This is a genomic window from Stutzerimonas stutzeri (genome assembly GCF_000952685.1).
GTDB lineage: Bacteria > Pseudomonadota > Gammaproteobacteria > Pseudomonadales > Pseudomonadaceae > Stutzerimonas > Stutzerimonas stutzeri_E.
This window is the reverse complement of the sequence record NZ_JYHV01000011.1, coordinates 162,600-188,854: the sequence shown is the minus strand read 5'-3', so window position 1 is coordinate 188,854 and position 26,255 is coordinate 162,600. Positions and strand designations below refer to the sequence as shown.

At 60.3% G+C, this 26,255-nt stretch carries 21 protein-coding genes; 14 read left to right on the top strand and 7 right to left on the bottom strand.

Annotated features, from left to right (window positions below):
- Nucleotides 1-15 precede the first annotated feature (15 nt).
- The 14 genes from UF78_RS22835 (at nt 16) to UF78_RS04645 (ending at nt 17,356) form a co-directional block, all read left to right on the top strand.
- Nucleotides 16-192 carry a hypothetical protein gene (locus UF78_RS22835; protein ID WP_003095129.1) on the top strand — a complete coding sequence of 59 codons (177 nt, stop codon included), beginning with the start codon at nt 16-18 and terminating at the stop codon, nt 190-192.
- Nucleotides 176-3,130 (top strand): sensor histidine kinase, encoded by a 2,955-nt coding sequence (locus tag UF78_RS04705; RefSeq protein WP_045160874.1) that lies wholly within the window; start codon nt 176-178, stop codon nt 3,128-3,130. The genes UF78_RS22835 and UF78_RS04705 overlap by 17 nt, the downstream gene beginning before the upstream one ends.
- Before the next feature lie 210 nt (nt 3,131-3,340).
- A complete protein-coding gene (locus UF78_RS04700; RefSeq protein ID WP_045160873.1) occupies nt 3,341-4,768 on the top strand; it encodes a sigma-54-dependent transcriptional regulator in 1,428 nt (475 codons plus the stop codon).
- A gap of 655 nt (nt 4,769-5,423) precedes the next feature.
- Nucleotides 5,424-6,821 (top strand): polynucleotide adenylyltransferase PcnB, encoded by a 1,398-nt coding sequence (locus UF78_RS04695; protein WP_045160872.1) that lies wholly within the window; start codon nt 5,424-5,426, stop codon nt 6,819-6,821.
- On the top strand, nt 6,822-7,316 hold the full coding sequence (gene folK / locus UF78_RS04690) for a 2-amino-4-hydroxy-6-hydroxymethyldihydropteridine diphosphokinase (RefSeq protein ID WP_045160871.1): 495 nt from the start codon (nt 6,822-6,824) through the stop codon (nt 7,314-7,316). It begins immediately after the preceding gene.
- Nucleotides 7,317-7,479: 163 nt separating this feature from the next.
- Nucleotides 7,480-8,280 (top strand): 3-methyl-2-oxobutanoate hydroxymethyltransferase, encoded by an 801-nt coding sequence (gene panB / locus UF78_RS04685; RefSeq protein ID WP_045160870.1) that lies wholly within the window; start codon nt 7,480-7,482, stop codon nt 8,278-8,280.
- Nucleotides 8,277-9,128, top strand: coding sequence for a pantoate--beta-alanine ligase (panC, locus tag UF78_RS04680; protein WP_045160869.1), 852 nt, complete (start codon nt 8,277-8,279; stop codon nt 9,126-9,128). Before panB ends, panC begins: the two co-directional genes overlap by 4 nt.
- 111 nt (nt 9,129-9,239) lie before the next feature.
- Nucleotides 9,240-9,620 carry an aspartate 1-decarboxylase gene (panD, locus tag UF78_RS04675; RefSeq protein ID WP_003298244.1) on the top strand — a complete coding sequence of 127 codons (381 nt, stop codon included), beginning with the start codon at nt 9,240-9,242 and terminating at the stop codon, nt 9,618-9,620.
- Between the two features lie 332 nt (nt 9,621-9,952).
- Nucleotides 9,953-11,617, top strand: coding sequence for a glucose-6-phosphate isomerase (pgi, locus tag UF78_RS04670; protein ID WP_045160868.1), 1,665 nt, complete (start codon nt 9,953-9,955; stop codon nt 11,615-11,617).
- A gap of 159 nt (nt 11,618-11,776) precedes the next feature.
- Nucleotides 11,777-12,652: an oxygenase MpaB family protein gene (locus UF78_RS04665; RefSeq protein ID WP_045160867.1), complete on the top strand. Its 876-nt coding sequence runs from the start codon at nt 11,777-11,779 to the stop codon at nt 12,650-12,652.
- A 44-nt stretch (nt 12,653-12,696) separates the two neighbouring features.
- The gene (locus tag UF78_RS04660; protein ID WP_045160866.1) at nt 12,697-13,713 is read left to right on the top strand and encodes a class I SAM-dependent rRNA methyltransferase; all 1,017 of its coding nucleotides are present in this window, start codon (nt 12,697-12,699) and stop codon (nt 13,711-13,713) included.
- An 85-nt stretch (nt 13,714-13,798) separates the two neighbouring features.
- Nucleotides 13,799-16,729: a DUF748 domain-containing protein gene (locus UF78_RS04655; RefSeq protein WP_045160865.1), complete on the top strand. Its 2,931-nt coding sequence runs from the start codon at nt 13,799-13,801 to the stop codon at nt 16,727-16,729.
- 1 nt (nt 16,730) lies between these two features.
- Entirely contained in the window at nt 16,731-17,030 is a 300-nt protein-coding gene (locus UF78_RS04650) for a DUF2845 domain-containing protein (protein WP_045160864.1), read from the top strand.
- A 17-nt stretch (nt 17,031-17,047) separates the two neighbouring features.
- Entirely contained in the window at nt 17,048-17,356 is a 309-nt protein-coding gene (locus UF78_RS04645; protein ID WP_045160863.1) for a DUF2845 domain-containing protein, read from the top strand.
- A gap of 61 nt (nt 17,357-17,417) precedes the next feature.
- Here UF78_RS04645 and UF78_RS04640 read toward each other — a convergent pair whose 3' ends face one another.
- The 7 genes from UF78_RS04640 to nusA form a co-directional block, all read right to left on the bottom strand.
- Nucleotides 17,418-17,792 (bottom strand): BON domain-containing protein, encoded by a 375-nt coding sequence (locus UF78_RS04640; protein WP_045160862.1) that lies wholly within the window; start codon nt 17,790-17,792, stop codon nt 17,418-17,420.
- A 292-nt stretch (nt 17,793-18,084) separates the two neighbouring features.
- Entirely contained in the window at nt 18,085-20,190 is a 2,106-nt protein-coding gene (gene pnp / locus UF78_RS04635; protein WP_045160861.1) for a polyribonucleotide nucleotidyltransferase, read from the bottom strand.
- Between the two features lie 207 nt (nt 20,191-20,397).
- Nucleotides 20,398-20,667, bottom strand: a complete 270-nt coding sequence (rpsO, locus tag UF78_RS04630; RefSeq protein WP_025240600.1) for a 30S ribosomal protein S15 — start codon at nt 20,665-20,667, stop codon at nt 20,398-20,400.
- A 119-nt stretch (nt 20,668-20,786) separates the two neighbouring features.
- The gene (truB, locus tag UF78_RS04625) at nt 20,787-21,704 is read right to left on the bottom strand and encodes a tRNA pseudouridine(55) synthase TruB (protein ID WP_045160860.1); all 918 of its coding nucleotides are present in this window, start codon (nt 21,702-21,704) and stop codon (nt 20,787-20,789) included.
- 3 nt (nt 21,705-21,707) lie between these two features.
- Nucleotides 21,708-22,097: a 30S ribosome-binding factor RbfA gene (rbfA, locus tag UF78_RS04620; RefSeq protein ID WP_045161096.1), complete on the bottom strand. Its 390-nt coding sequence runs from the start codon at nt 22,095-22,097 to the stop codon at nt 21,708-21,710.
- Between the two features lie 115 nt (nt 22,098-22,212).
- Nucleotides 22,213-24,717, bottom strand: a complete 2,505-nt coding sequence (gene infB / locus UF78_RS04615; protein ID WP_045160859.1) for a translation initiation factor IF-2 — start codon at nt 24,715-24,717, stop codon at nt 22,213-22,215.
- A gap of 28 nt (nt 24,718-24,745) precedes the next feature.
- The gene (gene nusA, locus UF78_RS04610) at nt 24,746-26,227 is read right to left on the bottom strand and encodes a transcription termination factor NusA (protein WP_045160858.1); all 1,482 of its coding nucleotides are present in this window, start codon (nt 26,225-26,227) and stop codon (nt 24,746-24,748) included.
- Between the last annotated feature and the right edge of the window lie 28 nt (nt 26,228-26,255).

Here is a 26,255-nt window from a genome sequence, read left to right as displayed (position 1 = left end):
GACACGAGTTCCAGCATGTACATCTACCGACTGGTGCTGCTCCTGGTGGTGGGGATCTATCTGTTTTCCCCCGCGATCATGGACTGGTGGATCGACCCCAACGGCGCCTGGTACCGGCCCTATCTGTTGTGGCTGATCCTCATCGTGGTGACTTTCATCCTTCAGAGTCAGCGCGATGCAGACGAGCTTTAGCCTCAGCCACCTGATTCTGATCAGCGTCGCCTATCTGCTGGTGCTGTTCGGCGTGGCCTGGGTCAGCGAGCGCGGGCTAATCCCGCGCTGGGTGATCCGTCATCCCTTGACCTACACCCTGTCGCTGGGCGTGTATGCCAGCGCCTGGGCGTTCTATGGCACCGTTGGCCTGGCCTATCAGTACGGTTACGGATTCCTCGCCACCTATCTGGGCGTCTGCGGGGCCTTCCTACTGGCGCCGGTTTTGCTTTATCCGATCCTGCGTATCACCCGCACCTATCAGCTGGCCTCGCTGGCCGATCTGTTCGCGTTCCGCTTCCGCAGCACCTGGAGCGGCGCGCTGACCACCATCGTCATGCTGATCGGGATGCTGCCGCTGCTGGCATTGCAGATTCAGGCGGTAGCCGACGCCATCGGCATTCTCACCCTCGAGCCCCTGCAGGAGCGGGTCGCGTTGGGCTATTGCGTAATGATCATGCTGTTCACCATTCTTTTCGGTGCCCGGCATATCGCCACGCGGGAGAAGCACGAGGGATTGGTCTTCGCCATCGCCTTCGAATCGGTAGTCAAGCTGCTGACTTTCGGCGCCATCGGCCTGTATGCGCTGTATGTCGTATTCGGTGGCCCCCATCAGCTGGAGATCTGGCTGCTGCAGAACCAGTCGGCGTTGCAGGCCTTGCATACGCCATTGCAGGAAGGTCCCTGGCGCACCCTGCTGCTAGTGTTCTTCGCGTCGGCCATCGTCATGCCGCACATGTATCACATGACCTTCACCGAGAACCTCAACCCGCGCGCCCTGGTAAGTGCCAGCTGGGGGCTGCCGCTGTATCTGCTACTGATGAGTCTGGCCGTGCCGCTGATTCTCTGGGCCGGTCTCAAGCTCGGCGTCAGCACCAACCCGGAGTACTTCACTCTGGGCCTGGGCCTGACCGCACAGAGCGAGGCACTCACCTTGGTCGCCTTCATCGGCGGGCTGTCCGCCTCCAGCGGACTGATCATCGTCAGCACCCTGGCGCTGTCGGGCATGGCCCTCAACCACCTGGTGCTGCCGCTCTATCAGCCACCCACCGAAGGCAACATCTATCGCTGGCTGAAATGGACCCGCCGCAGCCTGATCCTGGCCATCATCATGGCCGGATACGGTTTCTATCTGCTGCTGGGCGCCGAGCAGGACCTGTCCAACCTGGGCATCGTCGCCTTCGTCGCCACACTGCAATTCCTGCCCGGCGTGCTTTCGGTGCTTTACTGGCCGACCGCCAACCGCCGCGGTTACATCGTCGGCCTGCTGGCAGGCATCAGCGTCTGGGTGGTCACCATGCTGTTGCCACTGGTGGGCAATCTAGACGGCTTCTACATTCCGCTGCTCAACGTCGTCTATGTACTCGACGACACTAGCTGGCACCTGGCGGCGATCGCCTCGCTGGCCGTGAATGTGCTGGCTTTCTCGCTGTTCTCGCTGTTCACCGAGACCAGCGCCGAGGAGCAGGCGGCCGCCGAGGCCTGCGCGGTGGAAAACGTGCGCCGACCACAACGACGCGAACTCGCAGCCGCCTCGCCACAGGAATTCGCCACCCAGTTGGCCAAGCCGCTGGGTGCCAAGACTGCGCAACGTGAGGTGGAACAGGCACTGCGAGATCTCCAGCTGCCCTTCGATGAACATCGGCCTTATGCGCTGCGCCGACTGCGCGATCGCATCGAGGCCAACCTGTCCGGCCTGATGGGCCCGAGCGTCGCCCAGGATATCGTCGAGAACTTCCTGTCCTACAAGAACGGCGCGGAAGGTTACGTCACCGAAGATATCCATTTCATCGAAAGTCGCCTGGAGGACTATCACTCGCGCCTGACCGGCCTGGCCGCTGAGCTCGATGCGCTACGTCGCTATCACCGCCAGACGTTGCAGGAACTGCCGATGGGCGTCTGCTCGCTGGCCAAGGATCAGGAAATTCTGATGTGGAACCGAGCGCTGGAGGAGCTCACCGAGATTCCGGCGCTGCAAGTGGTGGGCTCACGCCTGTCGACCATCGCCGAGCCCTGGCAGAGTCTTCTGAGCGACTTCATTCAGCAGAGCGAGGAGCATTTGCACAAGCAGCGGTTGCAACTGGACGGCCACAGCCGCTGCCTGAACCTGCACAAGGCGGCGATTGCCGAACCCCTGGCACCCGGCAACAGCGGCCTGGTGCTGCTGATCGAAGACCTCACCGAGACCCAGCAACTGGAAGACCGCCTGGTACATTCCGAACGCCTGGCCAGCATCGGCCGGCTGGCGGCCGGTGTCGCGCACGAAATCGGCAACCCGATCACCGGCATCGCCTGCCTGGCGCAGAACCTGCGCGAGGAGCGAGAGGCCGATAACGAGATCAACGAGATCAGCAATCAGATCGTCGAACAGACCAAGCGCGTCTCGCGCATCGTCCAATCGCTGATGAGCTTCGCTCACGCCGGTGGCAGGCAGCAGGATCTTTATCCGGTGAGCCTGGCCGAGGTGGCGCAGGACGCAATCGCCCTGCTGTCGCTCAACCGAAGAGGGACGGAGGTACGCTTCTTCAACCTCTGCGACCCAAGCCACCTGGCCGAAGGCGATCCGCAACGTCTGGCCCAAGTGCTGATCAATCTGCTCTCCAACGCCCGCGATGCGTCGGAGCCTGGCGGCGCGATTCGGGTGCGTAGCGAGGAATCCGAGCAGACCGTCTACCTTATTGTCGAAGACGAAGGCAGCGGTATTCCCCAGTCCATTCAGGACCGCCTGTTCGAGCCGTTCTTTACCACCAAGGACCCCGGCGAAGGCACAGGCCTGGGCCTCGCTCTGGTCTATTCGATCGTGGAAGAGCATTATGGCCAGATCAATATTGACAGCCCGGCAGACCCTGAGACCCAACGCGGTACCCGTTTCCGCATTACCCTGCCGCGGTATGTCGAGGCGACAGATGCCATTGATTGACGAAGCGATGGGCGTTGTTCGTCCGGTATCGGCCCATGAGCGACTCAGCGAACGACCGGCCATAAAAAGGCCCGCGCGAGATGGCGCCGCAATCCTGCACGGACAGACCCACACCGCATCGCGACAGCTTGCCCAGGTCATGGGACGAGCGCTCCTGGGCGCTATTTCCCGCCTGCCTGTAGCCGCCTTCAGACCGTCGAGAGAGTACTGATGTCACATATTCTGATCGTCGAAGACGAAACCATTATCCGCTCCGCCTTGCGCCGACTCCTCGAACGCAATCAGTACGAGGTCAGCGAAGCCGGTTCGGTGCAGGAAGCGCAAGAGCGCTTCAGCATTCCGGGTTTCGATCTCATCGTCAGCGACCTGCGCCTGCCCGGAACACCCGGCACCGAGCTGATCAAGCTCGCCGAAGGCACTCCTGTGTTGATCATGACCAGCTATGCGAGCCTGCGCTCGGCCGTGGACTCGATGAAAATGGGCGCGGTGGATTACATCGCCAAACCCTTCGACCACGACGAGATGCTGCAGACCGTAGCCCGCATCCTTCATGATCGGCAGCAGGCAGCCGTCGCTGCCCCCGCAACTTCACGCAGCGCATCGACGCCGTCGGATGCGGCGGTCGAGACCGACTCGGACAACAGCGGGATCGGCATCATTGGACGCTGTGGTCCCATGCAGGATCTGTTCGGCAAGATCCGCAAGGTCGCACCCACCGACTCCAATGTGCTGATTCAAGGAGAGTCGGGTACCGGCAAAGAGCTTGTCGCCCGCGCCTTGCACAATCTTTCCCGCCGCGCCAAGGCGCCGATGATCTCGGTCAACTGCGCTGCGATCCCTGAAACACTGATTGAATCCGAGCTCTTTGGCCACGAGAAAGGCGCGTTCACCGGCGCCAGCGCCGGACGCGCCGGGCTGGTTGAGGCTGCCGATGGCGGCACCTTGTTCCTGGACGAAATCGGCGAACTGCCCTTGGAAGCGCAGGCGCGGTTGTTACGGGTGTTACAGGAAGGGGAAATTCGCCGTGTCGGCTCCACCCAATCGCAGAAGGTCGACGTACGCCTGATTGCCGCTACCCACCGCGACCTCAAGACGCTGGCCAAGAACGGGCAGTTTCGCGAAGACCTCTATTACCGCCTGCATGTCATCGCACTGAAGCTGCCGCCTCTACGTGAGCGTGGTGCCGACGTGCTGGAAATCGCCAAGGCTTTCCTGGCACGGCAGAGCGAACGAATGGGTAACGAGGCGTTGCACTTCTCCCGGGAGGCTGAGCAGGCCGTACGGCATTACGCCTGGCCCGGGAACGTCCGGGAACTGGAGAATGCCATCGAGCGGGCAGCGATCCTCAGCGAGAGCGAGGAAATCAGTGCGGAGTTGCTGGGCATTGACATCGAACTCGACAACCTCGATGACGATTACGATGAGCCTTGTGCCCCGCTTGGTTCTTCCATCGCGACCAGCAACGAGCCGACCGAGGATCTTTCGCTGGAAGACTACTTCCAGCATTTCGTGCTCGAGCACCAGGACCACATGACCGAGACCGAGCTGGCCCGCAAGCTGGGAATCAGTCGTAAGTGTCTGTGGGAACGGCGCCAGCGACTGGGGATTCCCCGGCGCAAATCCAGTGCCACCGGCTAACAGATTGTTACCCACCCCACCGACACGTAACAAAAACCGGGTTCATCGGTAACGGGAACCCGGTTTTTTGTAAGCGGGCATAACTACCGAAACAAACAAGTCGTTGATTACAAAGACTTTTCAAAAACTGGCACGGCAAATGCTTTCTATCTGGCACAACAACAATAACAAGCAGACCCACAATAAGAACAAGACGTACCGGCTCTAGCAAAATAAATACAAGAAGGCAGAGGCGTAGCTAACTGATTCTTTTGGAGAGGAAATGCCAAATGGGGTTTTGCCCCACGACCAGGCCGAGAACAACAAAAACTGCCTAAGCAGTGCCTGAACTGGTTGGATCAATGATCGATGGCAAGTCAGCGACCAAAGAAATCCGTTTGCTCTTTGCTCCCAACGTAGGAGCGATTCCCGGACGCGATAGCCGAAGGGAACGGGTGACCAAACAAAAACAACAGGCCCGAAATACTAATAACAACAAAGCACGCGACATCATTTAAAGGGGGAGCTTCGGCTCCCCCTAGTGCTTTCTGGCTTTGGCCGTTGTTTTGACACCTCCCCGCGCTTCGTTCACCATCCCCTTTCCCGGTGCTAGAATCCACGCTCGTTCGTGGCTATTTCCTTCGCCACCTTGTCATTTCGCCACACAGTGCCTCTCATGCTGAAAAAGCTGTTCCAGTCTTTTCGTTCTCCCCTGCGCCGCTTCCCGCATCCCCGTCGCACACCCGAAATACTGTCCAGCCGGCAGCACTCGCTGCACCGAAACGATCTCAGCCGGCACGCCGTCAGCGTCGTCGAACGGCTTCAGCATGCCGGGTACGAGGCCTATGTCGTAGGTGGTTGCGTCCGCGACCTGCTGCTGGAGCTGGCTCCGAAGGACTACGACGTCGCCACCAGCGCCACGCCCGAACAGGTACGCGCCGAGTTTCGCAACGCCCGGGTCATTGGCCGTCGCTTCAAGCTGGTTCATGTGCATTTCGGCCGCGAAATCATTGAAGTTGCCACCTTCCGGGCCAACCATCCCGAGGCGGACGATGATGAGGACAATCATCTTGCGTCACGCAACGAGAGCGGACGAATCCTGCGCGACAACGTCTATGGCACCCTGGAAGACGACGCCCAGCGTCGCGACTTCACCATCAACGCGCTGTACTACGACCCGTCGAGCGAGCGCATTCTCGATCACACTCATGGCGTTCGCGACATTCGCAATCGGCTGATACGCCTGATAGGCGATCCCGAGCAGCGCTATCTGGAAGATCCGGTGCGCATGCTTCGAGCGGTCCGCTTCGCGGCCAAACTGGACTTCGAAATCGAACAGCACAGCGCCGAGCCCATCGCCGAACTGGCTGACCTGCTGAACGATGTGCCTTCGGCTCGCTTGTTCGACGAGATCATCAAGCTCTTCCTCAGTGGCAAGGCCGAACGCACCTTCGAGTTGCTACTGGAATACGATCTCTTCGCCCCGCTGTTCCCAGCCAGCGCCGATGCTTTGGAAGACAATCCCGACTACGCCGGCACCCTGATCCGTAACGCTTTAGCCAATACCGACCAGCGCATTGCCCAGGGCAAGCCGGTGACCCCGGCATTCCTGTTTGCCGCCTTGCTATGGCCAGCCTTACCGGCGCGCGTCGCCGAAGCACAGGCCAGAGGCTTGCCGCCGATACCAGCGATGCAGGAAGCGGCCCATGAGCTGATATGGGAACAGTGCCAACGCACCGCCATCCCGAAGCGCTTCACCATGCCGATGCGGGAAATATGGGACATGCAGGAGCGTCTGCCGCGCCGTCAGGGCCGCCGCGCCGATCAGCTACTGGACAATCCGCGCTTCCGCGCCGGCTACGACTTCCTTCTACTGCGCGAAAGCGCCGGGGAGCAGACCGATAACCTGGGCGAATGGTGGACCGACTACCAAGAAGCCAGCGAGAGCGAACGCCGCAATATGATTCGCGGCCTCAGCAGCAAGGACGAGGGTAGCGGAGCACCTCGCAAGCGGCGCCGCAGCGGACGGCGCAAGCGCGGCCCGAACGAAAACGCACCGGCGTCCATCGATTAAATGGAACGGGTTTACATTGGCCTTGGCAGCAACCTGGCCGAGCCTCGCGAGCAGCTGCGTGGCGCACTCAAGGCACTTGCAGCCATCCCCTCATCCCGATTCGCCGGCGTGTCTTCGCTGTACGTCAGCGACCCGCTGGGCCCACCGGACCAACCGCGCTACTACAACGCCGTCGCTGTACTCGACACCGCACTGGTGCCGCTCGAGCTGCTCGATGCATTGCAAGCCATCGAAAGAGCCCAGGGCCGGGAACGCAAGGCTGAGCGCTGGGGTCCGCGAACGCTGGATCTGGATATCCTGCTGTTCGGCGACTACCAACTCGACGGGCCACGCCTGACGGTGCCGCATTATCACCTGCACGCCAGGGCGTTCGTGTTGTATCCGCTGGCCGAAGTAGCACCTGAAACCCTGAAATTAGCCGATGGGCGACGTCTCGCCGATCTGCTCGCCGCCTGCCCTTTCGAAGGCCTGGAACGCCTGAACGAGGCCTTGTAACCAGCCGGTAACAGTTGTAACAGTCCTGGTAACACTCCCGATTGACTTAGCACGCCGCCATCGGGACTATAAGCGCCCGCTACCGGCACGCATCGATTTGGGGCGCCCCAGCGCGCTCCGAGTGCAACCGTGATCCCTCAGAGGCTCTAGGAGGACGGCATTCATGCCAGACGTAACCCTGACCACCCTGCAAGGCCTCAAGCAGAAAGGCGAGAAGATCGTCATGTTGACCTGCTATGACGCGACCTTCGCCAAGACCGCCTGCGAAGCCGGGGTCGAGGTGCTGCTGATCGGCGACTCCCTTGGCATGGTTCTGCAAGGACACGACAGCACCCTGCCGGTAACCGTTGCAGAAATGGCCTATCACACTGCCTGCGTCAAACGCGGCAACCGTGGCGCGATGATTCTTGCCGACTTGCCCTTCATGGCCAACGCGACCATCGAGCAGACGCTGGACAACTCCGCCACGCTGATGAAAGCCGGAGCACACATGATCAAGGTCGAGGGCGCGGCCTGGCTGGCCGAGTCCATTCGGCTGCTCGCCGAACGGGGAATTCCAGTCTGCGCGCACATGGGCCTGACCCCTCAGGCAGTAAACCTGTTCGGCGGTTACAAGGTGCAGGGCAGGCAGGACGCTCAGGCGCAGCAGATGATTGCCGATGCCCAGGCCCTCGAAGCCGCCGGCGCCGCGATGCTGCTACTCGAGTGCGTCCCCAGCGACCTGGCCGCCCGCATCACCCGGGCGGTCACGGTGCCGGTGATCGGCATCGGTGCCGGCAACGCCACCGATGGTCAGGTTCTGGTACTGCACGACCTGCTCGGGCTGTCACTCAGCGGACGCGCACCGAAGTTCGTCAAGAACTTCATGCAGGAGCATGACGACATCCCCAGCGCCATCGCCGCCTACGTCCAGGCGGTGAAGAGTACGGATTTTCCCGCAGCCGAACATGGATTCTCCGCATGAACGTGGTTAGGACTGTCGCCGATCTGCGCGCCGCGGTGACCCGCGCGCGTGGTGAAGGCAAGCGCATCGGCTTCGTGCCGACCATGGGCAACCTGCACGCCGGCCATGTCGCGCTGGTTAAGAAGGCCGGCCAGCGCGCCGACTTCGTGGTAGCCAGCATCTTCGTCAATCCGCTGCAGTTCGGCCCCAACGAAGACCTGGCCAGCTATCCGCGAACGCTGACCGCCGACCAGGACAAGCTGTTCGATGCCGGTTGCCACCTGCTGTTCGCTCCCAGCGTCGAAGAGATGTATCCCCACGGCCAGGCGTTGCAGACCATCGTCCGTGTGCCCGGCGTCTCCGAAGGCCTTTGCGGCGGTAGCCGCCCCGGCCATTTCGACGGCGTATCCACCGTGGTCAGCAAGCTGTTCAACATGGTGCTGCCGGACCTCGCGGTGTTCGGCGAGAAGGATTATCAGCAGCTGGCGGTTATCCGCACCATGGTCCGCGACCTGAACATGCCGGTGCAGATCATTGGCGAGCCCATCGTGCGCGCCGAGGACGGGCTGGCGCTGTCCTCGCGTAACGGTTACCTGAGCGCCGACGAACGCACGACTGCGCCGGCGCTGCATCGAACGCTGCAGCAACTGGCCGATGCCATCCGCCACGGCGAACGCGACTACCCCGCTCTGCTGGCCTCCGGTAAACAGGCGCTGCAGGCTGCGGGGTTTCGTCCGGATTACCTGGAAATCCGCAATGCGCTGGATCTGCAGCCAGCCACCGACGAACACCATGAACTGGTGATCCTCGCGGCGGCATTCCTTGGCAAGACCCGCCTGATCGACAATCTGCAGGTACACATCAGCTAATCCGTAGCTGACCGAGCCGATCATCGGCACCCGCTCTGCCCGCCCCGGTATTGATCGCACCCCGGGGTTCGGGCACACTCTGCGCCGCTTGCGCACCCGGAGGACCCCGCCATGCACGCCATCATGCTCAAGGCCAAACTGCACCGCGCCCAGGTAACCCACTCTGTGCTGGATTACGAAGGCTCCTGCGCCATCGACGGCGACTGGCTGGACCTCGCCGGCATCCGTGAATATGAGCAGATCCAGATCTACAACGTCGACAACGGCGAGCGTTTCACCACCTACGCGATCCGCGGCGAAGAAGGCTCGAAGATCATCTCCGTCAATGGTGCGGCCGCGCACAAGGCCGGTGTCGGCCATCGTCTGATCATCTGTGCCTATGCTCATTACAGCGAAGCCGAACTGGCCAGCTTCAAACCCCATGTCCTCTATATGGGCGCCGATGGAGAGCTCAGCCACACCAGCAACGCCATTCCGGTTCAGGTCGCCTGATTGATCTGGTGATTGAACAAGCCCGCAACGCCTGCCGCGCTGCGGGCTTTTTTGTGGTCAAGGGTTTCCCCTGGCAGCGTAAATCTGCAATGGTCGCAGTGTTCCGATGCCCAACGACCCTGCAAACGCGACGCTTCGGAACGCCGCGCGTTTTTGCCAGTCAGACCAGTCTCGACGGTGCAGGAAGCACCGTCGCCGCCGCGGCCTCAACCGCAGCGGTATGCGCCTGCTCCATTCAGGATGAATGCCAGCGTGCCAGCATGTTCGAATGACTGTTTGTCCCCATTGCAGGACCGCAGATAGTCCGCCAAAGCAAAGGAAGCCGCACAACCATGAGCTACTACCAGCACCCTCTCGATGCCACCGGCCTGTCGTCCTGGAAGGCCTTGGAAGAACATCGCCTGGCGATGCAGCACTTCAGCATGCGCGAGGCCTTCAAGGCCGACCCGACTCGCTTCGATGACCTGTCGGTTTCCTGCTGCGGCCTGTTTCTCGACTATTCAAAGAACCTGATCACTCGCGAGACTCGCAGTCTGCTGGTGAACCTAGCGCGCGAGGCCGGCGTCGAACAGGCTGCCCATGCGATGTTCGAAGGCGAGCGGATCAACGCGTCGGAAAACCGACCGGTACTGCATACCGCCCTGCGCCGCCCGATGGGCGACTCCGTACAAGTCGACGGCCGCAACATCATGCGCGACGTGCACGCCGCGCTGGCGCAGATGACCGACATCGTCACCCGGATCCACAACAATCTTTGGCGTGGCTTCAGCGACAAGACCATCACCGACGTGGTTAATATCGGCATTGGGGGCTCGTTCCTCGGCCCGCAGCTGGTATCCGAGGCGCTGTTGCCGTTCACCCAGCACGGTGTGCGTACTCATTATCTGGCGAATATAGACGGCAGCGAATTCCGCGAAGTGACCGCCAAACTGAACGTCGAAACCACCCTGTTCATCATTTCCAGCAAGACCTTCGGCACCCTCGAAACACTGAAGAACGCCCAGGCGGCGCGCACCTGGTATCTCGGCAAGGGTGGCACCGAGGAGAAGCTTTACCGCCACTTCATTGCGGTGACCAGCAACAAGCAGGCCGCCATCGATTTCGGTATTCGCGAGAAGAACATCTTTCCGATGTGGGATTGGGTCGGTGGGCGCTATTCACTGTGGTCGGCGATCGGCCTGCCCATTGCCCTGGCTATTGGCATGTCCAACTTCAAGGACCTGCTGTCCGGCGCCTACAGCATGGATACCCACTTCCTCAACGAGCCCTTCGAAAGCAATATGCCAGTGCTGCTGGCAATGCTCGGGATCTGGTATCACAACTTCTGGGGGGCGCAGAGCTACGCCTTTCTGCCTTACGATCATTATCTGCGCAACTTCGTCAAACACCTGCAGCAGATGGACATGGAATCCAACGGCAAGAGCGTCCGGCAGGATGGCTCGCCAGTTTCTTGCAGCACCGGCCCGGTCATCTGGGGCGGCGTCGGGGCCAACGGCCAGCACGCTTACCACCAATTGTTGCATCAGGGCACTCCGCTGATTCCAGCCGACTTCATCGTGCCGGTGGTCAGCCATAATCCGGTGGCCGATCATCATGAGTGGCTTTATGCCAACTGTCTGTCGCAGAGCCAGGCACTGATGCTTGGCAAAACCCGTGAAGAAGCAGAAGCCGAACTGCGTGCCAAGGGCATGAGCGAAGCCGAGATCCAACGCCTGGCGCCGCACAAAGTCATTCCTGGTAACCGACCGAGCAACACTCTGGTGATGGAAACCATCAGCCCCGGTCGCCTGGGTGCGCTGATCGCGCTGTACGAGCACAAGGTATTCGTACAGGGCGTGATCTGGGGAATCAACTCCTTCGACCAGTGGGGTGTGGAATTGGGCAAAGACCTGGGCAAGGCCGTCTACGGCCAGATGACCAGCTTCGATGCGCCACCGGCCGAGGATGCCTCGACGCAAGGTCTGATCGACTTCTTCCGCGGGCGTCATCGCGGCTGATCCGCCATACAAACCGGGCGGCGTCTCGCTGCCCGGCTCCCGCCTCTTCCATCGCTCTCTCTACGACTCGACGTAGTCCCGGCCGATATCCATCGACCGGCCGGGTAACATGTGCGCATCGGGTAACATTCGCCTATCCCAGACAAGCCAGACGTTCCCATGGAGTTCATCCGCCGTCATATCGAATCGCAGGTGCTCAGCCTTACCGGCCTGGCCATTGGCGGTGTCGACTACGAGAGCCCGCCGGGCGACCCGGGATTGTTCGGGCCGGATTCCGTTTGCTGGCGTGTACACGGCGATTTCACTTCGATGCTGGTCGGCGGCATCTCCGCCCTGCTACTCCAGGCGTTGCACCCGCTGGCGCTGGCCGGCGTCTGGGATCATTCGAATTTCCGCGAAGACTTACTTGGACGCCTGCGTCGCACCGGGCAGTTCATCTCGGCGACCACCTTCGGCAGCCAGGCCGACGCACAACGATTGATCGAGCGGGTTCGGGCGATTCACCTCAACGTCACCGGTCACGCCGCCGATGGCCGACCTTATGCCGCTTATGACCCCGATCTACTGACCTGGGTGCATGTCGCCGAGGTCAGCAGCTTTCTCAAGGCGCACTTGCGCTATCTCAATCCTGCTCTGTCTGGCAATGATCAGGACCGCTATTACACGGAGGTCGCGCTGATCGCCGAGTCGTTGGGCGCTCGCGACGTGCCGCGCTCGAGGCAGCAGATCGCCGACTATCTGCAGATGGTGCGCCCGCAGCTGCAGTGCGATGAACGCTCTCGGGAAATCCTTCGTGTGTTGTTCAACGCCCCGGCTCCCAGCGCGCTGACCCGGCCGTTTGGCGCACTCATGATGCAGGCTGGCGTGGAGCTGTTGCCGGATTGGGCGAGCGCCATGCTCGAACTGCAGCAGAGCCCGCGCCAGCGCCAGCTGATACAGCTGGGCGTCAGACGCACCGCACCCGTACTGCGTTGGGCGGTGCGCAGCGGCTCGGTGCACCGGGCCCGTCGACGCATGGGCCTGCCTAGCCGCTAGTGTTTTCCGCTAGACTGCGTGCCTTTCTCGCCGAGTCGCCGCGCATGCCTTCTCTAGAACAGGCGCTGCGCGCCGCTTACCGCAGCCGCGAAACGCTGCTGACTCAGCTGCATTCACAGGGTACCGACTGCTACCGACTGTTCCATGGCAGCCAGGAAGGCGCTCCAGGCCTGACAGCTGATCGCTATGGGCCGTTGTTACTCGTGCAAAGCTTTCATCAACCCCTCGAACGCAACGCGCTGCTGGCGCTGCATGAGCAGCTCTGCACCAGCCTCGGCAAATCCTTGTCGCTGGTTTACAACGACCGCTCCCAGGGCAACTCACGCATCGACCGCAACGACTCGGTGTTTCGCGCCGACCCTGCGGCGTTGGACGATCAGGTTGGCCAGGAGTGGGGCCTCAACTACCGCATCCGCGCGCGCCATAGCGGGCAGGATCCACTGTTGTTTCTCGATCTGCGCAACGCTCGCGGCTGGGTCAAAGCCAACAGCGCCGGCAAGTCGGTGCTCAATCTCTTCGCGTATACCTGTGGCGTCGGCCTCTGTGCTGCAGCCGGCGGCGCGCGCGAGGTGTGGAACCTGGACTTTGCCGAGAGCAACCTCGCGGTCGGGCGGGAGAACGGCGTACTCAATCCCGAGCTGGCCCCGATGCAATTCGTTCAGTCGGATTATTTTCCGGCGATCCGACAGCTGGCGGGTTTGCCTATCCCCCAACGACGCGCACGCGCGCTGCCCGACTATCCGCGCCTGATGCCCAGACAGTTCGACCTGATACTGCTCGATCCTCCGGCTTGGTCGAAAAGCGCGTTCGGCACGGTCGATCTGCTGCGCGACTATCAGAGCCTGCTCAAGCCCGCATTACTTGCCACGGCGGAAGACGGGGTGCTGGTCTGCTGTAATAACCTGGCGAAAATCAGCCTCGAAGACTGGCGGGAGCAGGTTTTGCGTTGCGCGATAAAGACGGGACGACCGGTGCGCGATTGCCAGGTGTTGTCACCAGCACATGACTTTCCGTCCGCCGATGGGCAACCTCCCCTGAAGGTTCTGACGCTGCAATTGTGAAGCGCAGCAATACACTGAGACCTTAGAGGAACCCGTCTGTCGTGCCATACTCCAAGGCAGTCACTGCCCGGAATGTAGATTTCGCATGCCCAACGGAATGAAGCGCGCACTCATCGGCCTGATGACCGCACTGGTCTGCTATTGCCTCCTCGGCTTCCTGATACTGCCCGGGGTCGCCCAACGTGTCGTCAATCAGCAGCTGATCCAGTACGCCACGGTGCCAGCACGCCTGGAGCGAATCGAGTTCAACCCGTTGAGCCTCGAACTCACGCTATTCAATCTGCGCCTCGGCGAGACGGATCAGCCGCAGCTGGGCTTCGAGCGCCTTTATCTCAACCTGGAATGGAGCAGCCTCTGGCGTCGCGCCTTGCAGATCGAGGACGTCGAGCTGGTTCAGCTGCACACCGAGGTGATCTTCGACAAGGATGGCGTACTCAACCTGACGCAGCTGTTCGACTTGCCCGCAAGCGAAGAGCAGCCTGAAGCGGCGGGGCAAGAGCCTTTCGCGCTACGCATTGGCCGGCTTCAACTGGTGGAGGGGTCGGTCCGCTTCGCCGATCAGCGGCCCGATGAGCCCATCGATTTCCTGCTCGATTCGCTCAACTTCGAGCTGTTGAACTTCGCCACCCGCTCGGATGACGCCGCCGATGCGGTACTGGTCGCAACCGGCCCTAGCGGGGCCCGTGTGGACTGGACCGGGCAAATCAATCTGTCGCCGATCAGCTCATCCGGCCAGCTGAAAATCAGCAACCTGTTGCTGAAAGACTTCTGGGCCTATGCGCATGACACCGTACCGCTGCGCCTGCAGGAAGGCCGGCTGAGTTTCGCCAGTGACTATCGGCTCGACCTTGCGCAGAGCATCGAGCTGCAGCTGAGCAATCTGAATGCACAACTGGCACCCCTCAAACTGGACACCCCCGATGGACAGCCTCTGGTTCGCCTGGAGAGCCTGGAAATCAGCAAAACGGCGCTGGATCTGGCCAAGCAGCAAGTGGTGATCGGCGAGTTGCGCAGCCGGGCGCTGGAAACCTGGGTGGCTCGAGAGCCGGACGGCGAGCTGAACTGGCTGAAACTGCTGGCGCCTTCGGCTACCGCTGTGGCGGGCCAGACCCCCGACCAATCGCAAAGCGCAGAGCCAACCCCGCCAGCAAACGACAGCACGGCCGCGGACAAAAGCGCCTGGCAGGTTCTGCTGCATGATGCACAGCTGCGTGAATACAGAGTTCATCTGAGCGATCGCGTCCCGGATGAACACGTCGCCCTGGAGTTAGGCCCGCTGAACCTCGATGTGTCCGATTTCGACAGTCTGGGCACCTCACCTTTCACCCTTGACCTGAACACCGGTGTCGGCAACCGAGGCGTCCTGCAGGCCGCGGGGCAGCTGCAACTGCAACCGGCCACGGGGCGGCTCAAGATCAGCACGCAGGATATCGACCTGCGCATCGCACAAGCCTATCTGACTCCTTTGGTTCATCTCGAGTTGCGCAGCGGGATGCTGGCCAGCCAGCTGGAGTTCGAGCTGACCGGCACCGAACCCCTGGCATTCAATCTAGGCGGGGCAGCGGAAATCACCCAGCTGCATACGCTGGATACCATCAAGAATCGCGACTTCGTCAAATGGCAACGTCTGAAGCTCGACGGGCTGAAATACCAACACCCTCAGCAGTTGCAGGTCGAGCACGTCGAACTGAGCCAGCCCTACGCACGCTTCATCATCAATCCCGACCTCACCACCAATATCAATGACCTGTTGGTGGACAAATCGACGCCGGACGACTCCGATGCCGCCTCGCCGGAAACGACGCAGGCGGAGCCGATGGGCATCCACATCGGTGGCATTGCGATCAATGACGGCTCGGCCAACTTCTCCGATCTCAGTCTGCGCCCCCCCTTCATCACTGCGGTGCAAGAGCTCAACGGCCAGATCGGGACGCTTGACAACCGGGCCCAACGACCAGCCACCGTCGATGTGAAAGGTAAGGTCGATCGCTACGCGCCGGTGAGCATCAAGGGAAGCCTCACACCCTTCGATCCGCTGCAGAGTCTGGATATCGCCACCCGATTCAGGCAGGTCGAGCTCACTACACTCTCGCCTTACTCCGGCAAGTTCGCCGGATATCGCATCCGCAAGGGCCGCCTGGACCTCGATCTGCATTACCGCATTCAGCAAGGCCAGTTGAATGCCGAAAACAAGGTCGTTCTGCAGCAGTTACAACTCGGAGAGAAAGTGGATAGCCCCGAGGCGGTCGACCTTCCTGTCCGACTGGCCGTCGCACTGTTGAAGGACACCCATGGCACCATCTCGCTTGAACTGCCGGTGCAGGGCAACCTCAACAACCCTCAATTCAACGTCATGCCGATCGTCTGGCAAACGCTGCGCAACCTTGTGGCACGTGCTGTCCAGGCGCCGTTCAAGTTTCTTGCGGGACTGGCGGGCGGCGAGCAGAACGACCTCAGCCAAGTCCTGTTTGCACCAGGCAGTAACGAATTGGATGAACAGGCGCGCGGCAACCTGACCACGTTGGCACGTGCATTACAGGAACGTCCGGTGCTGCGCCTGGAAGTCGAAGGGCAGAGCTCACCGCAAGCGGATGGACCGCTGATGGCCGAGCAATGGCTACAGCGCGAGTTTCAGGAGACTTGGTACAAGGTGCTGCAGCGCCGAGGTGACAAGGTACCTGCCGACGCCGCACAGTTGGAAATCGGTGAGGAGGAAAAGGTCGCCATGCTCGAAGGCATCTATCGCAGCCGACTCGGGAAACAGCCACCCGCTCAATGGGATGAACTCGACGAGCAGGAACGCAGCAAGCGCATGCGCGACGCCGTGCTCGCCAGCCGAGCGGATAGCACCGCGCTATTGCGCAGCCTGAGCCGTGCTCGCGCCGCTTCGATCAAGGACTACCTGGTCGATCAGACCGGGCTTGACGATTCACGGGTCTACCTACTGGACACTGGCATCACGCAAACCGAAGAAGCCGGACGGATTCCGACCTCACTGCATTTGGGGAGCGAATGACATGCCCACCCACGCTCGTCTCGCCTGGCTATTTATTTTCGTGCTTGCGTCTCCGCTGTCACAGGCAGAAACCCTACGCTGCGGCAGCCAGTTGATCAGTACCGGCGACAGGACATTCGAGGTCGAACGCAAATGCGGCACGCCTGTGCAGCGCGATTTGATCGGCCACACACTGGGCCCTTACGCCAGGCAGGAGCTGGTTATCGAAGAGTGGCTTTACGGCCCCAATAACGGCATGTTCAGCATTCTGACCTTCCAAGGCAATCGACTTGTACGCATCGAGTCTCGCCGAGATCATTGAACGGAAAAGGATTCCTCGTGCCCACTACACTCGTCGTGATCTTGCTGAGTCTGCTTGTGTTCGCCTGTAGCGCCCAGGCCGCTTCCACCCATCGCTGCGGCAGTGCGCTGGTCAGCCTTGAAGCGTCCACCGCCGAAGTCAGAAGCAAATGCGGCGAGCCTTCCAGTGCCTCGCTGGTGGGATACAAGGAAGTCCTCGATGACTACGGCTTTCGTCATGAAGTGCAGGTCGAAGAATGGCTCTATGGACCAACCAACGGGATGTACCATTTCCTACGCTTCGAAGGGAACCGTCTGCGTCGGATCGACAGCCAGCGCGGTCGCTGAAAAAGGAAACCCCACTCGAAGGTGGGGTTTCGTATATCACTGTTACGGCGACAGCTATTGTTTAGTCGGCGGCTTTCAGGCCGTCAGCCGACACGTCACGAACGCCTTCGACACCCTTGGCCTTGTTGATCGCCATTTCGCGCTCAGCCTCGGTGGCCACAGTGCCGGACAGCGAAACAACGCCGTCTTTGGTTTCGACTTCGATATCCATACCTGGGGTAGCGTCTTCCACCAATAGAACGGATTTCACCTTGGTGGTGATCCAGGTATCAGAGGTGGCGTCGCCAGCCTCTTTCATGGTGTCGTTGGTAGCCAGCATGACCGTATCAGCCTTATCCAGCGCCGGAGTTGTGTCGGCGAAGGCAGCGCCCGCCATGGGCAAGCTCAACGCAGCGGCGACGGCAGCAGCGGTAAGAGAATTCTGGATCATGTTCATAGTGGCACTCCTGTTTTCTTCAGATGTCTGCGGCATCTATTCCGACCGCAGTTCACAGGTAATGTCGCAAGTGACATGCCACTTTTTATTATAAAAATAACCCTTTAACTTCAATAGTTTGCAAAATCACAGTAGCTGAAGGCCACTAGCACACTGCATGTTTTGTCCTAGCGAAGCGTGCAAGTTGCAATCAATTTCGCGTGCTCCGAGCCGATTGTGTTGGGCGACGCTAAGCTCCAAGGCCCGAAACAAAAAAGGCCCCGAAGGGCCCTTTCTGTCACCGCTGGTGCGTTTAGGCGCCAGACGCCTCGGCAGCCGCCACATCTTTGATGGACAGCTTGATACGGCCGCGGTTGTCCACGTCCAGTACCAGCACTTTCACTTCCTGACCTTCCTTGAGCACGTCAGTAACCTTCTCCACCCGCTGGTCACTCAGCATGGAGATGTGCACCAGACCGTCCTTGCCCGGGAGGATGTTGACGAAGGCGCCGAAGTCGACGATGCGCTCGACCTTGCCGACATAGATCTTGCCGATCTCCGCCTCAGCGGTGATGCCCAGAACACGCTGTTTGGCGGCCTCTGCGGCTTCCTTGGTTTCGCCGAAGATCTTGATCGAGCCGTCGTCTTCGATGTCGATCGAGGCCTTGGTTTCTTCGCAAATACTGCGGATGGTGGCGCCGCCCTTGCCGATGACGTCACGGATCTTGTCCTGGTCGATCTTCATCGCAATCATGGTCGGTGCATTGGCCGACAGCTCGGTACGCGACTGACCGATGACCTGGTTCATCTGACCGAGAATGTTCAGACGCGCTTCCAGTGCCTGGCCCAGCGCGATTTCCATGATCTCTTCAGTGATGCCTTGGATCTTGATATCCATCTGCAGCGCGGTCACGCCTTTGGCGGTACCGGCGACTTTGAAGTCCATGTCACCCAGGTGATCTTCGTCACCCAGAATGTCGGTCAGTACGGCGAACTTCTCGCCCTCCTTGACCAGACCCATCGCGATACCGGCTACCGGCGCCTTCATCGGCACACCGGCATCCATGAGGGCCAGGGAAGCACCGCAAACCGAAGCCATGGAGCTGGAACCGTTGGACTCGGTGATCTCCGAGACCACGCGAATGGTGTACGGGAACTCATCGGCGCTCGGCAGCATGGCGGCAACGGAACGACGGGCCAGACGGCCGTGACCGATTTCGCGGCGGCCAGTAGCGCCCATACGACCACACTCGCCTACCGAATACGGTGGGAAGTTGTAGTGCAGCATGAAGGGATCTTTCTTCTCGCCTTCAAGGGTATCGAGCAGTTGCGCGTCGCGCGCGGTACCGAGGGTCGCAACCACCAACGCCTGGGTTTCGCCACGGGTGAACAGCGCCGAGCCGTGGGTCTTGTCCAGTACACCGACTTCGATGTTCAGGCCACGCACGGTACGGGTGTCACGGCCATCGATACGCGGCTTGCCGTTGACGATGTTCTCGCGAACGGTGCGGTACTCGATCTCGCCGAAGGCATCTTTGACTTCACTGGCGGACGGCTGGCCTTCCTCACCGGAGAACTTCGCGACGACCTGGTCACGCAGCTCACCCAGACGGGCATAGCGATCTTGCTTGATAATGATGGTGTAGGCCTGGGAAATGGCATCACCGAACTCGCTACGAATCGCATCGAGCAGCTGAGTGTTTTCCGCTTTGGGCTGCCAGTCCCAGATCGGCTTGGCCGCTTCGGCTGCCAACTCGGTAACCGCCTGGATTACGGCCTGGAATTCATCGTGGGCGAACAGTACGGCACCCAACATCTGATCTTCGGTCAGCTCTTTGGCTTCAGATTCGACCATCAGCACGGCGTCTTTGGTGCCGGCCACGACCATGTCGAGGCTGGAAGCCTTGAGCTGCTCGTACGTCGGGTTCAGCAGATAGCCGGTCTCGGGATGGAAAGCTACGCGTGCAGCACCGATCGGGCCGTTGAACGGAATACCGGAAATGGCCAGCGCAGCGGAGGTACCGATCATCGCAGCGATGTCCGGATCGGTCTTTTTGCTGGTCGATACGACAGTGCAGATGACCTGCACTTCGTTCTGGAAGCCTTCTGGGAACAGCGGACGGATCGGGCGATCGATCAGGCGCGAGGTCAGGGTTTCTTTCTCCGACGGGCGCGCTTCACGCTTGAAGAAGCCGCCAGGGATCTTGCCGGCTGCGTAGGTTTTTTCCTGGTAGTGCACTGACAACGGGAAAAAGCCCTTGCTCGGATCGGCGGTCTTGGCGCCGGTTACCGTCACCAGGACAGTAACGTCATCATCAACAGAGACCAGAACAGCGCCTGAAGCCTGACGGGCGATACGGCCAGTCTCGAGGGTTACGGTCGATTGACCGAACTGAAATTTCTTGATTACCGGGTTCACGGTGGTTCCTTCTCTATGTTGCCTTGGGGGAAACGTTTTTACATCTCGCGGGCCATGCCTCGCGCGAGACGCTTCGTAGCGAATTCTTGGGCAGTGCGGGGAATCGAACCCCTACGCTGTCCGAATGTGCTCCGCTGAAAGGCAAAAGCTGGAAGCAGGGACGAGCCCCACTTCCAGCTTTGGCATTCAGCTTCGCACAAGCATCGCTTAGCGACGCAGACCCAGACGACCGATCAGGGTGCTGTAACGAGTGGTGTCCTTGCCCTTCAGGTAATCCAGCAGCTTACGACGCTGGTTGACCATACGGATCAGACCACGACGCGAGTGGTGATCCTTGCCGTTGGCCTTGAAGTGACCTTGCAGCTTGTTGATGTTGGCGGTCAGCAGGGCAACCTGCACTTCCGGAGAACCGGTATCGCCTTCAGCTTGCTTGTACTCGTTAACGATCTGGACTTTTTCTTCAACGCTAAGTGCCATGATGGGCTCCTTCAATGAACAGGCCGGGACGGGTCCCGTATTCTAAAAAGAGGAGTGACCGTGCCTGCCGACAGCCACCCTCGTCACGCAGCACACCTTCGAGGCGCACCACGTATCGGTCATTCCGACCGAATCAATCGACGCGGCGCAATACGCCCGTCTTCGCTCACCTCACCAATACCAATGAAGCGACCGTTGTGATCCTGCACCCGCAACATGCCGAACTTCGGCGCTTCCGGTGCACGTACCGGCTGACCGTGCAGCCAGTAAAAGGCGCTGTGCTCCGAAAGCTGCAACAGCGGCCAGTGCTCGAGTCCGCTATCGACCGGTTTGAGGAAGGCATCTACCGCCTCCGCTCCACCTTCGGCATGAACCCGTTCAAGTTCCTCGAGGCTGACCGTCTGGGTCAGGTCGAATGGACCGGCCTGAGTTCGCCGCAGTTCGGCCACATGGGCACCACAGCCCAGCGCCTGCCCGATATCCTCGATCAAGGTGCGAATGTAGGTGCCCTTACTGCAAGCAACAGCCAGGCGAGCCCGGTCAGCTTCGAGCGACAGTAAATCCAAGCGGGTAATGGTAACAGAACGCGGCTCGCGCTCCACTACCTCACCTGCACGAGCGAGTTTGTACAGCGGCTGACCATCGCGCTTGAGCGCCGAATACATCGGTGGCACTTGCAAGAGATCGCCGCGAAATCGGGGCAGTAGCGCTTCAAGCTGCGCCTGATTGACGTCGACGGACCTACGCTCGAGCACCTCGCCCTCGGCATCGGCCGTAGTGGTGGTAATGCCAAGCTGGGCAACAGTCTCATAGCCCTTGTCGGCATCGAGCAGATACTGCGAAAACTTGGTCGCCTCACCGAAACACAAGGGCAGCACACCGGTTGCCAATGGATCCAGGCTGCCGGTGTGCCCAGCCTTCTCGGCATTGAGCAGCCAGCGAACCTTCTGCAAGGCAGCGTTGGAAGTGAACCCACGGGGTTTGTCGAGCAGAATGATGCCGCTGACTGCTCGGCGTACGCGTTTTACCTGTGCCACGCTTTACTCTCCGAGATCATCGCTGTGCTTGCGGTCTTCTGCCACTGCACGTTCGATTAGAGATGTAAGCTCGACACCACGGCGCACGCTGGCGTCATAGTTGAAATGCAGTTGGGGCACGGTGCGTAGCTTCATCGCCTTGCCCAGCTGCATCCGCAAGAAGCCACCGGCATCGTTGAGAATCCTGAGATTGGTCTTGACCGCATCTTCATCGTCATCCTTACCCATAACAGTGATGAACACCTTGGCATGGGACAGATCGCGACTGACCTCGACGGCGGTAATGGTGATCAGACCCAGACGCGGGTCTTTCACTTCACGTTGAATCAACAGCGCCAATTCGCGCTGCATCTGGTCACCGATACGCTGGGTACGGCTGAATTCTTTGGCCATAAAATCTGCCTCGAGCAGCAAGCTGCAAACCTGGAAATCATCATGCTGCAAAGGCAAACGGCAAGCTTCCAGGGTCGCCCCTGGAAGCTTGCCGCCTATTACCTTACAGCTGCGGTTAGAGCGAACGCGCCACTTCGACTTTCTCGAACACTTCGATCTTGTCGCCAGCCTTGACGTCGTTGTAGCTCTTCACTGCGATACCGCATTCCATGCCGGCGCGCACTTCAGCGACGTCATCCTTGAAGCGACGCAAGGACTCCAGCTCGCCTTCGAAGATGACCACGTCATCGCGCAACACACGGATCGGGCGGTTGCGGTGCACCATACCCTCGGTGACCATGCAGCCTGCCACGGCGCCGAATTTCGGCGAGCGGAACACATCGCGAACCTCTGCGATGCCGAGAATGTTTTCCCGCACGTCGCTGCCAAGCATGCCGGTCAGGGCTTTCTTGACGTCTTCGATGATGTCGTAGATCACGTTGTAGTAACGCAGATCCAGACCTTCCTGCTCGACGATCTTGCGCGCACCGGCATCGGCACGGACGTTGAAGCCGAACAGTACGGCGTTGGACGCCAATGCCAGGTTGGCGTCGCTTTCGGTGATACCACCGACACCGCCGCCGATGACGCGCACCTGAACTTCATCGTTGCCCAGGCTGCTGAGCGAACCTTGCAGCGCCTCGAGGGAACCACGGACATCGGACTTGAGGACGATATTGAGCGTCTTCTTCTCTTCTTGGCCCATATTCTCGAAGATGTTTTCGAGCTTGCCGGCATGCGCACGAGCCAGCTTGACTTCGCGGAACTTGCCCTGACGGAACAAGGCCACTTCGCGCGCCTTCTTCTCGTCAGCCAGTACGCTGAGCTCATCGCCCGCATCCGGTGTGCCATCGAGGCCGAGAATTTCGACCGGAATCGACGGGCCTGCTTCCTTGATCGGCTTGCCGTTCTCGTCGAGCATGGCGCGGATACGGCCATAGTTCGAGCCGACCAGCGCCATGTCACCCTGACGCAGGGTACCGTCTTGTACCAGTACGGTAGCAACCGGTCCACGCCCTTTATCCAGACGCGATTCAACCACAACGCCGCGGCCCGGAGCCGAAGGCGTTGCCGTCAGCTCAAGGATCTCGGCTTGCAGCAACACGGCCTCGAGCAGGTCATCGACGCCCGTACCCATCTTGGCGGAAACCGGCACGAACGGCGTATCACCGCCCCACTCTTCGGACGTCACTTCGTGAACGGACAGTTCGCTGCGGATTCGATCGAGATCGGCGCCCGGTTTGTCGATTTTGTTCACCGCCACGACCAGCGGAACACCGGCGGCTTTGGCATGCTGGATCGCTTCGATGGTTTGCGGCATCACGCCGTCATCGGCAGCCACCACCAGAATGACGATGTCGGTCGCCTGCGCACCCCGTGCACGCATCGCGGTAAACGCAGCGTGACCGGGCGTATCGAGGAAGGTGACCATGCCGCGGTCGGTCTCGACGTGGTAGGCACCGATATGCTGGGTGATACCACCCGCCTCGCCGGCTGCAACCTTGGCGCGTCGAATGTAATCGAGCAGCGACGTCTTACCATGATCGACATGCCCCATGACGGTTACGACCGGCGCACGCGTAATGGCCTCGCCTTCGAACTTCAGCAGTTCGGCCAGTTGCTCTTCCAAGGCGTTGTCGCTGACCAGCTTGACCTTGTGGCCCAGCTCTTCGGCAATCAACTGGGCAGTTTCCTGATCCAGTACCTGGTTGATGGTCACCGGGCTGCCCATCTTGAACATGAACTTAATGACTTCAGCGGCCTTGACCGACATCTGTTGCGCCAAGTCGCCAACGGTGATGGTCTCGCCGATCGCTACTTCGCGAACGATCGGGCCGCTCGGGCTCTGGAAACCATGCGCATTGCGCTTTTTCAGTTTCGATTTGCCACGACCACCGCGACGGAATCCATCAGCGTCGTCTTCGCCGCTGCGCACGGTACGCGAAAGCGGTGCTTTCGCTTTCAGCGAAGGACGATGCTGAGCCTGCTTGCGATCACGACGTTCGTCATCATCGCTACGAGCTTTGTCAGGGCGACGTGCCTCGTCCTTCTTGCGTTCCTCGACCGGAGCCGCAGGAACGACCGGGGCGGGTTCAGGCGCAACGGCCGCAACCGGCTCCTGGGGCTCGGAGACGGGCGTCTCGACCTTGGCCGAGGCTTTAGCTTCGGCTTCGCGACGTGCTTCTTCCTCGGCACGCAGACGCGCTTCCTCGGCAGCCTTCTGCCGAGCCGCTTCTTCGGCTGCACGCTGCTCTTCCAGCTCGCGCTGCTTTTCAGCCTCGATCTCGTCAGGACTACGCTTGACGAAGGTCTTCTTCTTGCGAACTTCAACGCTGATGGTCTTGCTGCCGCCAACCTTCAGCTTGGTCGTGGTCTTACGCTGCAAGGTGATCTTGCGCGGTTCGTCCACCTTGGCACCATGGCTGCTCTTGAGGTGCGCCAACAGGGCCTGCTTTTCATTATCGGTCACTACTTGCTCGGCGCTGGTGTGCGACAGTCCTGCCTCACGCATCTGCTGCAGCAGTCGCTCGACCGGTGTGTCGACCACCTGGGCCAGTTCTTTCACCGTGACTTGCGTCATGCATCTCTCTCCTCAGGCCGCTAAATACTTACTCGAACCAATGGGCTCGGGCGGCCATGATCAGCTTGCCGGCACGTTCTTGATCTATGCCGTCTATGTCGAGCAGGTCGTCAATCGACTGCTCGGCCAGGTCTTCGCGGGTGATGACACCCCGCATTGCCAACTCGACCGCCAGTTCCTTGTCCATGCCTTCCAGCTCGAGTAAATCCTCGGCCGGTTGGGCGTCTGCCAGTTTTTCTTCCGTTGCGATCGCTTTCGTCAGCAGGCGATCCTTGGCGCGCGTTCGCAGCTCATTGACGATGTCTTCGTCGAAGCCTTCGATGCCGAGCATTTCCTCCATTGGGACGTAGGCGATCTCTTCGAGCGAAGTGAAACCTTCCTCGACCAGTACTTGTGCCAGCTCTTCATCGACGTCCAGCTCTTCGATGAAATTACGCAGGATATCGCCGGTTTCTTCTTGCTGCTTGGTCTGGATGTCCGCTTCGGTCATCACGTTCAGCGTCCAGCCGGTCAACTGACTGGCAAGGCGCACGTTCTGGCCACCACGACCGATGGCCTGGGCCAGATTGTCTTCGCCAACCGCGATATCCATGGCATGGGCATCTTCGTCGACGATGATGGCGGCCACTTCTGCGGGCGCCATTGCGTTAATGACAAACTGCGCCGGGTTCTCGTCCCAGAGCACGATATCGACACGCTCGCCACCGATTTCGCCGGAAACGGCCTGAACGCGTGAACCGCGCATGCCGATGCAGGCACCCTGCGGATCGATGCGCTTGTCCTTCGAGCGAACTGCGATTTTGGCGCGTGAACCTGGATCTCGCGAAGCCCCCATCACCTCGATCAGGCCTTCGGCAATTTCCGGTACTTCAATACGGAACAGCTCAATCAGCATCTGCGGCGCGGTGCGCGACAGAATCAGCTGCGGACCGCGATTCTCGGTGCGGATTTCCTTAAGCAGCGCACGTACTCGGGCGCCGACACGGAAGGTTTCACGCGCAATGATATCTTCGCGCGCCAACAATGCCTCGGCGTTATTACCCAGGTCGACGATGACGCTGTCGCGTGTCACCTTCTTCACGGTGCCGGAGATGATCTCGCCCAGGCGATCACGATAAGCCTCGACCACCTGTGCACGCTCGGCTTCCCGAACCTTCTGCACGATGACCTGCTTGGCAGTCTGCGCAGCGATACGGCCGAACTCGATCGACTCGATCTTTTCTTCCAGAACGTCGCCGACCTTGGCGTTGGCTTCCTGAGCCTGCTTCATGTCGACGGTCAGCTGATGCGCTGGATCGTCGAAATCTTCCTCTTCGACCACCGTCCAGCGGCGGAAGGTCTCATAGCTACCGTTCTGCCGATTGATTTCAACCCGCAGGTCCACCTCATCCTCGAAACGCTTCTTGGTAGCAGTGGCCAAAGCCAGCTCCAATGCTTCGAAGATCACACCGGCCGGTACGCCTTTTTCGTTGGATACCGACTCCACAACCAGCAGTACTTCTTTGCTCATCGTACGCCTCGCCTATCGCAATCCATTG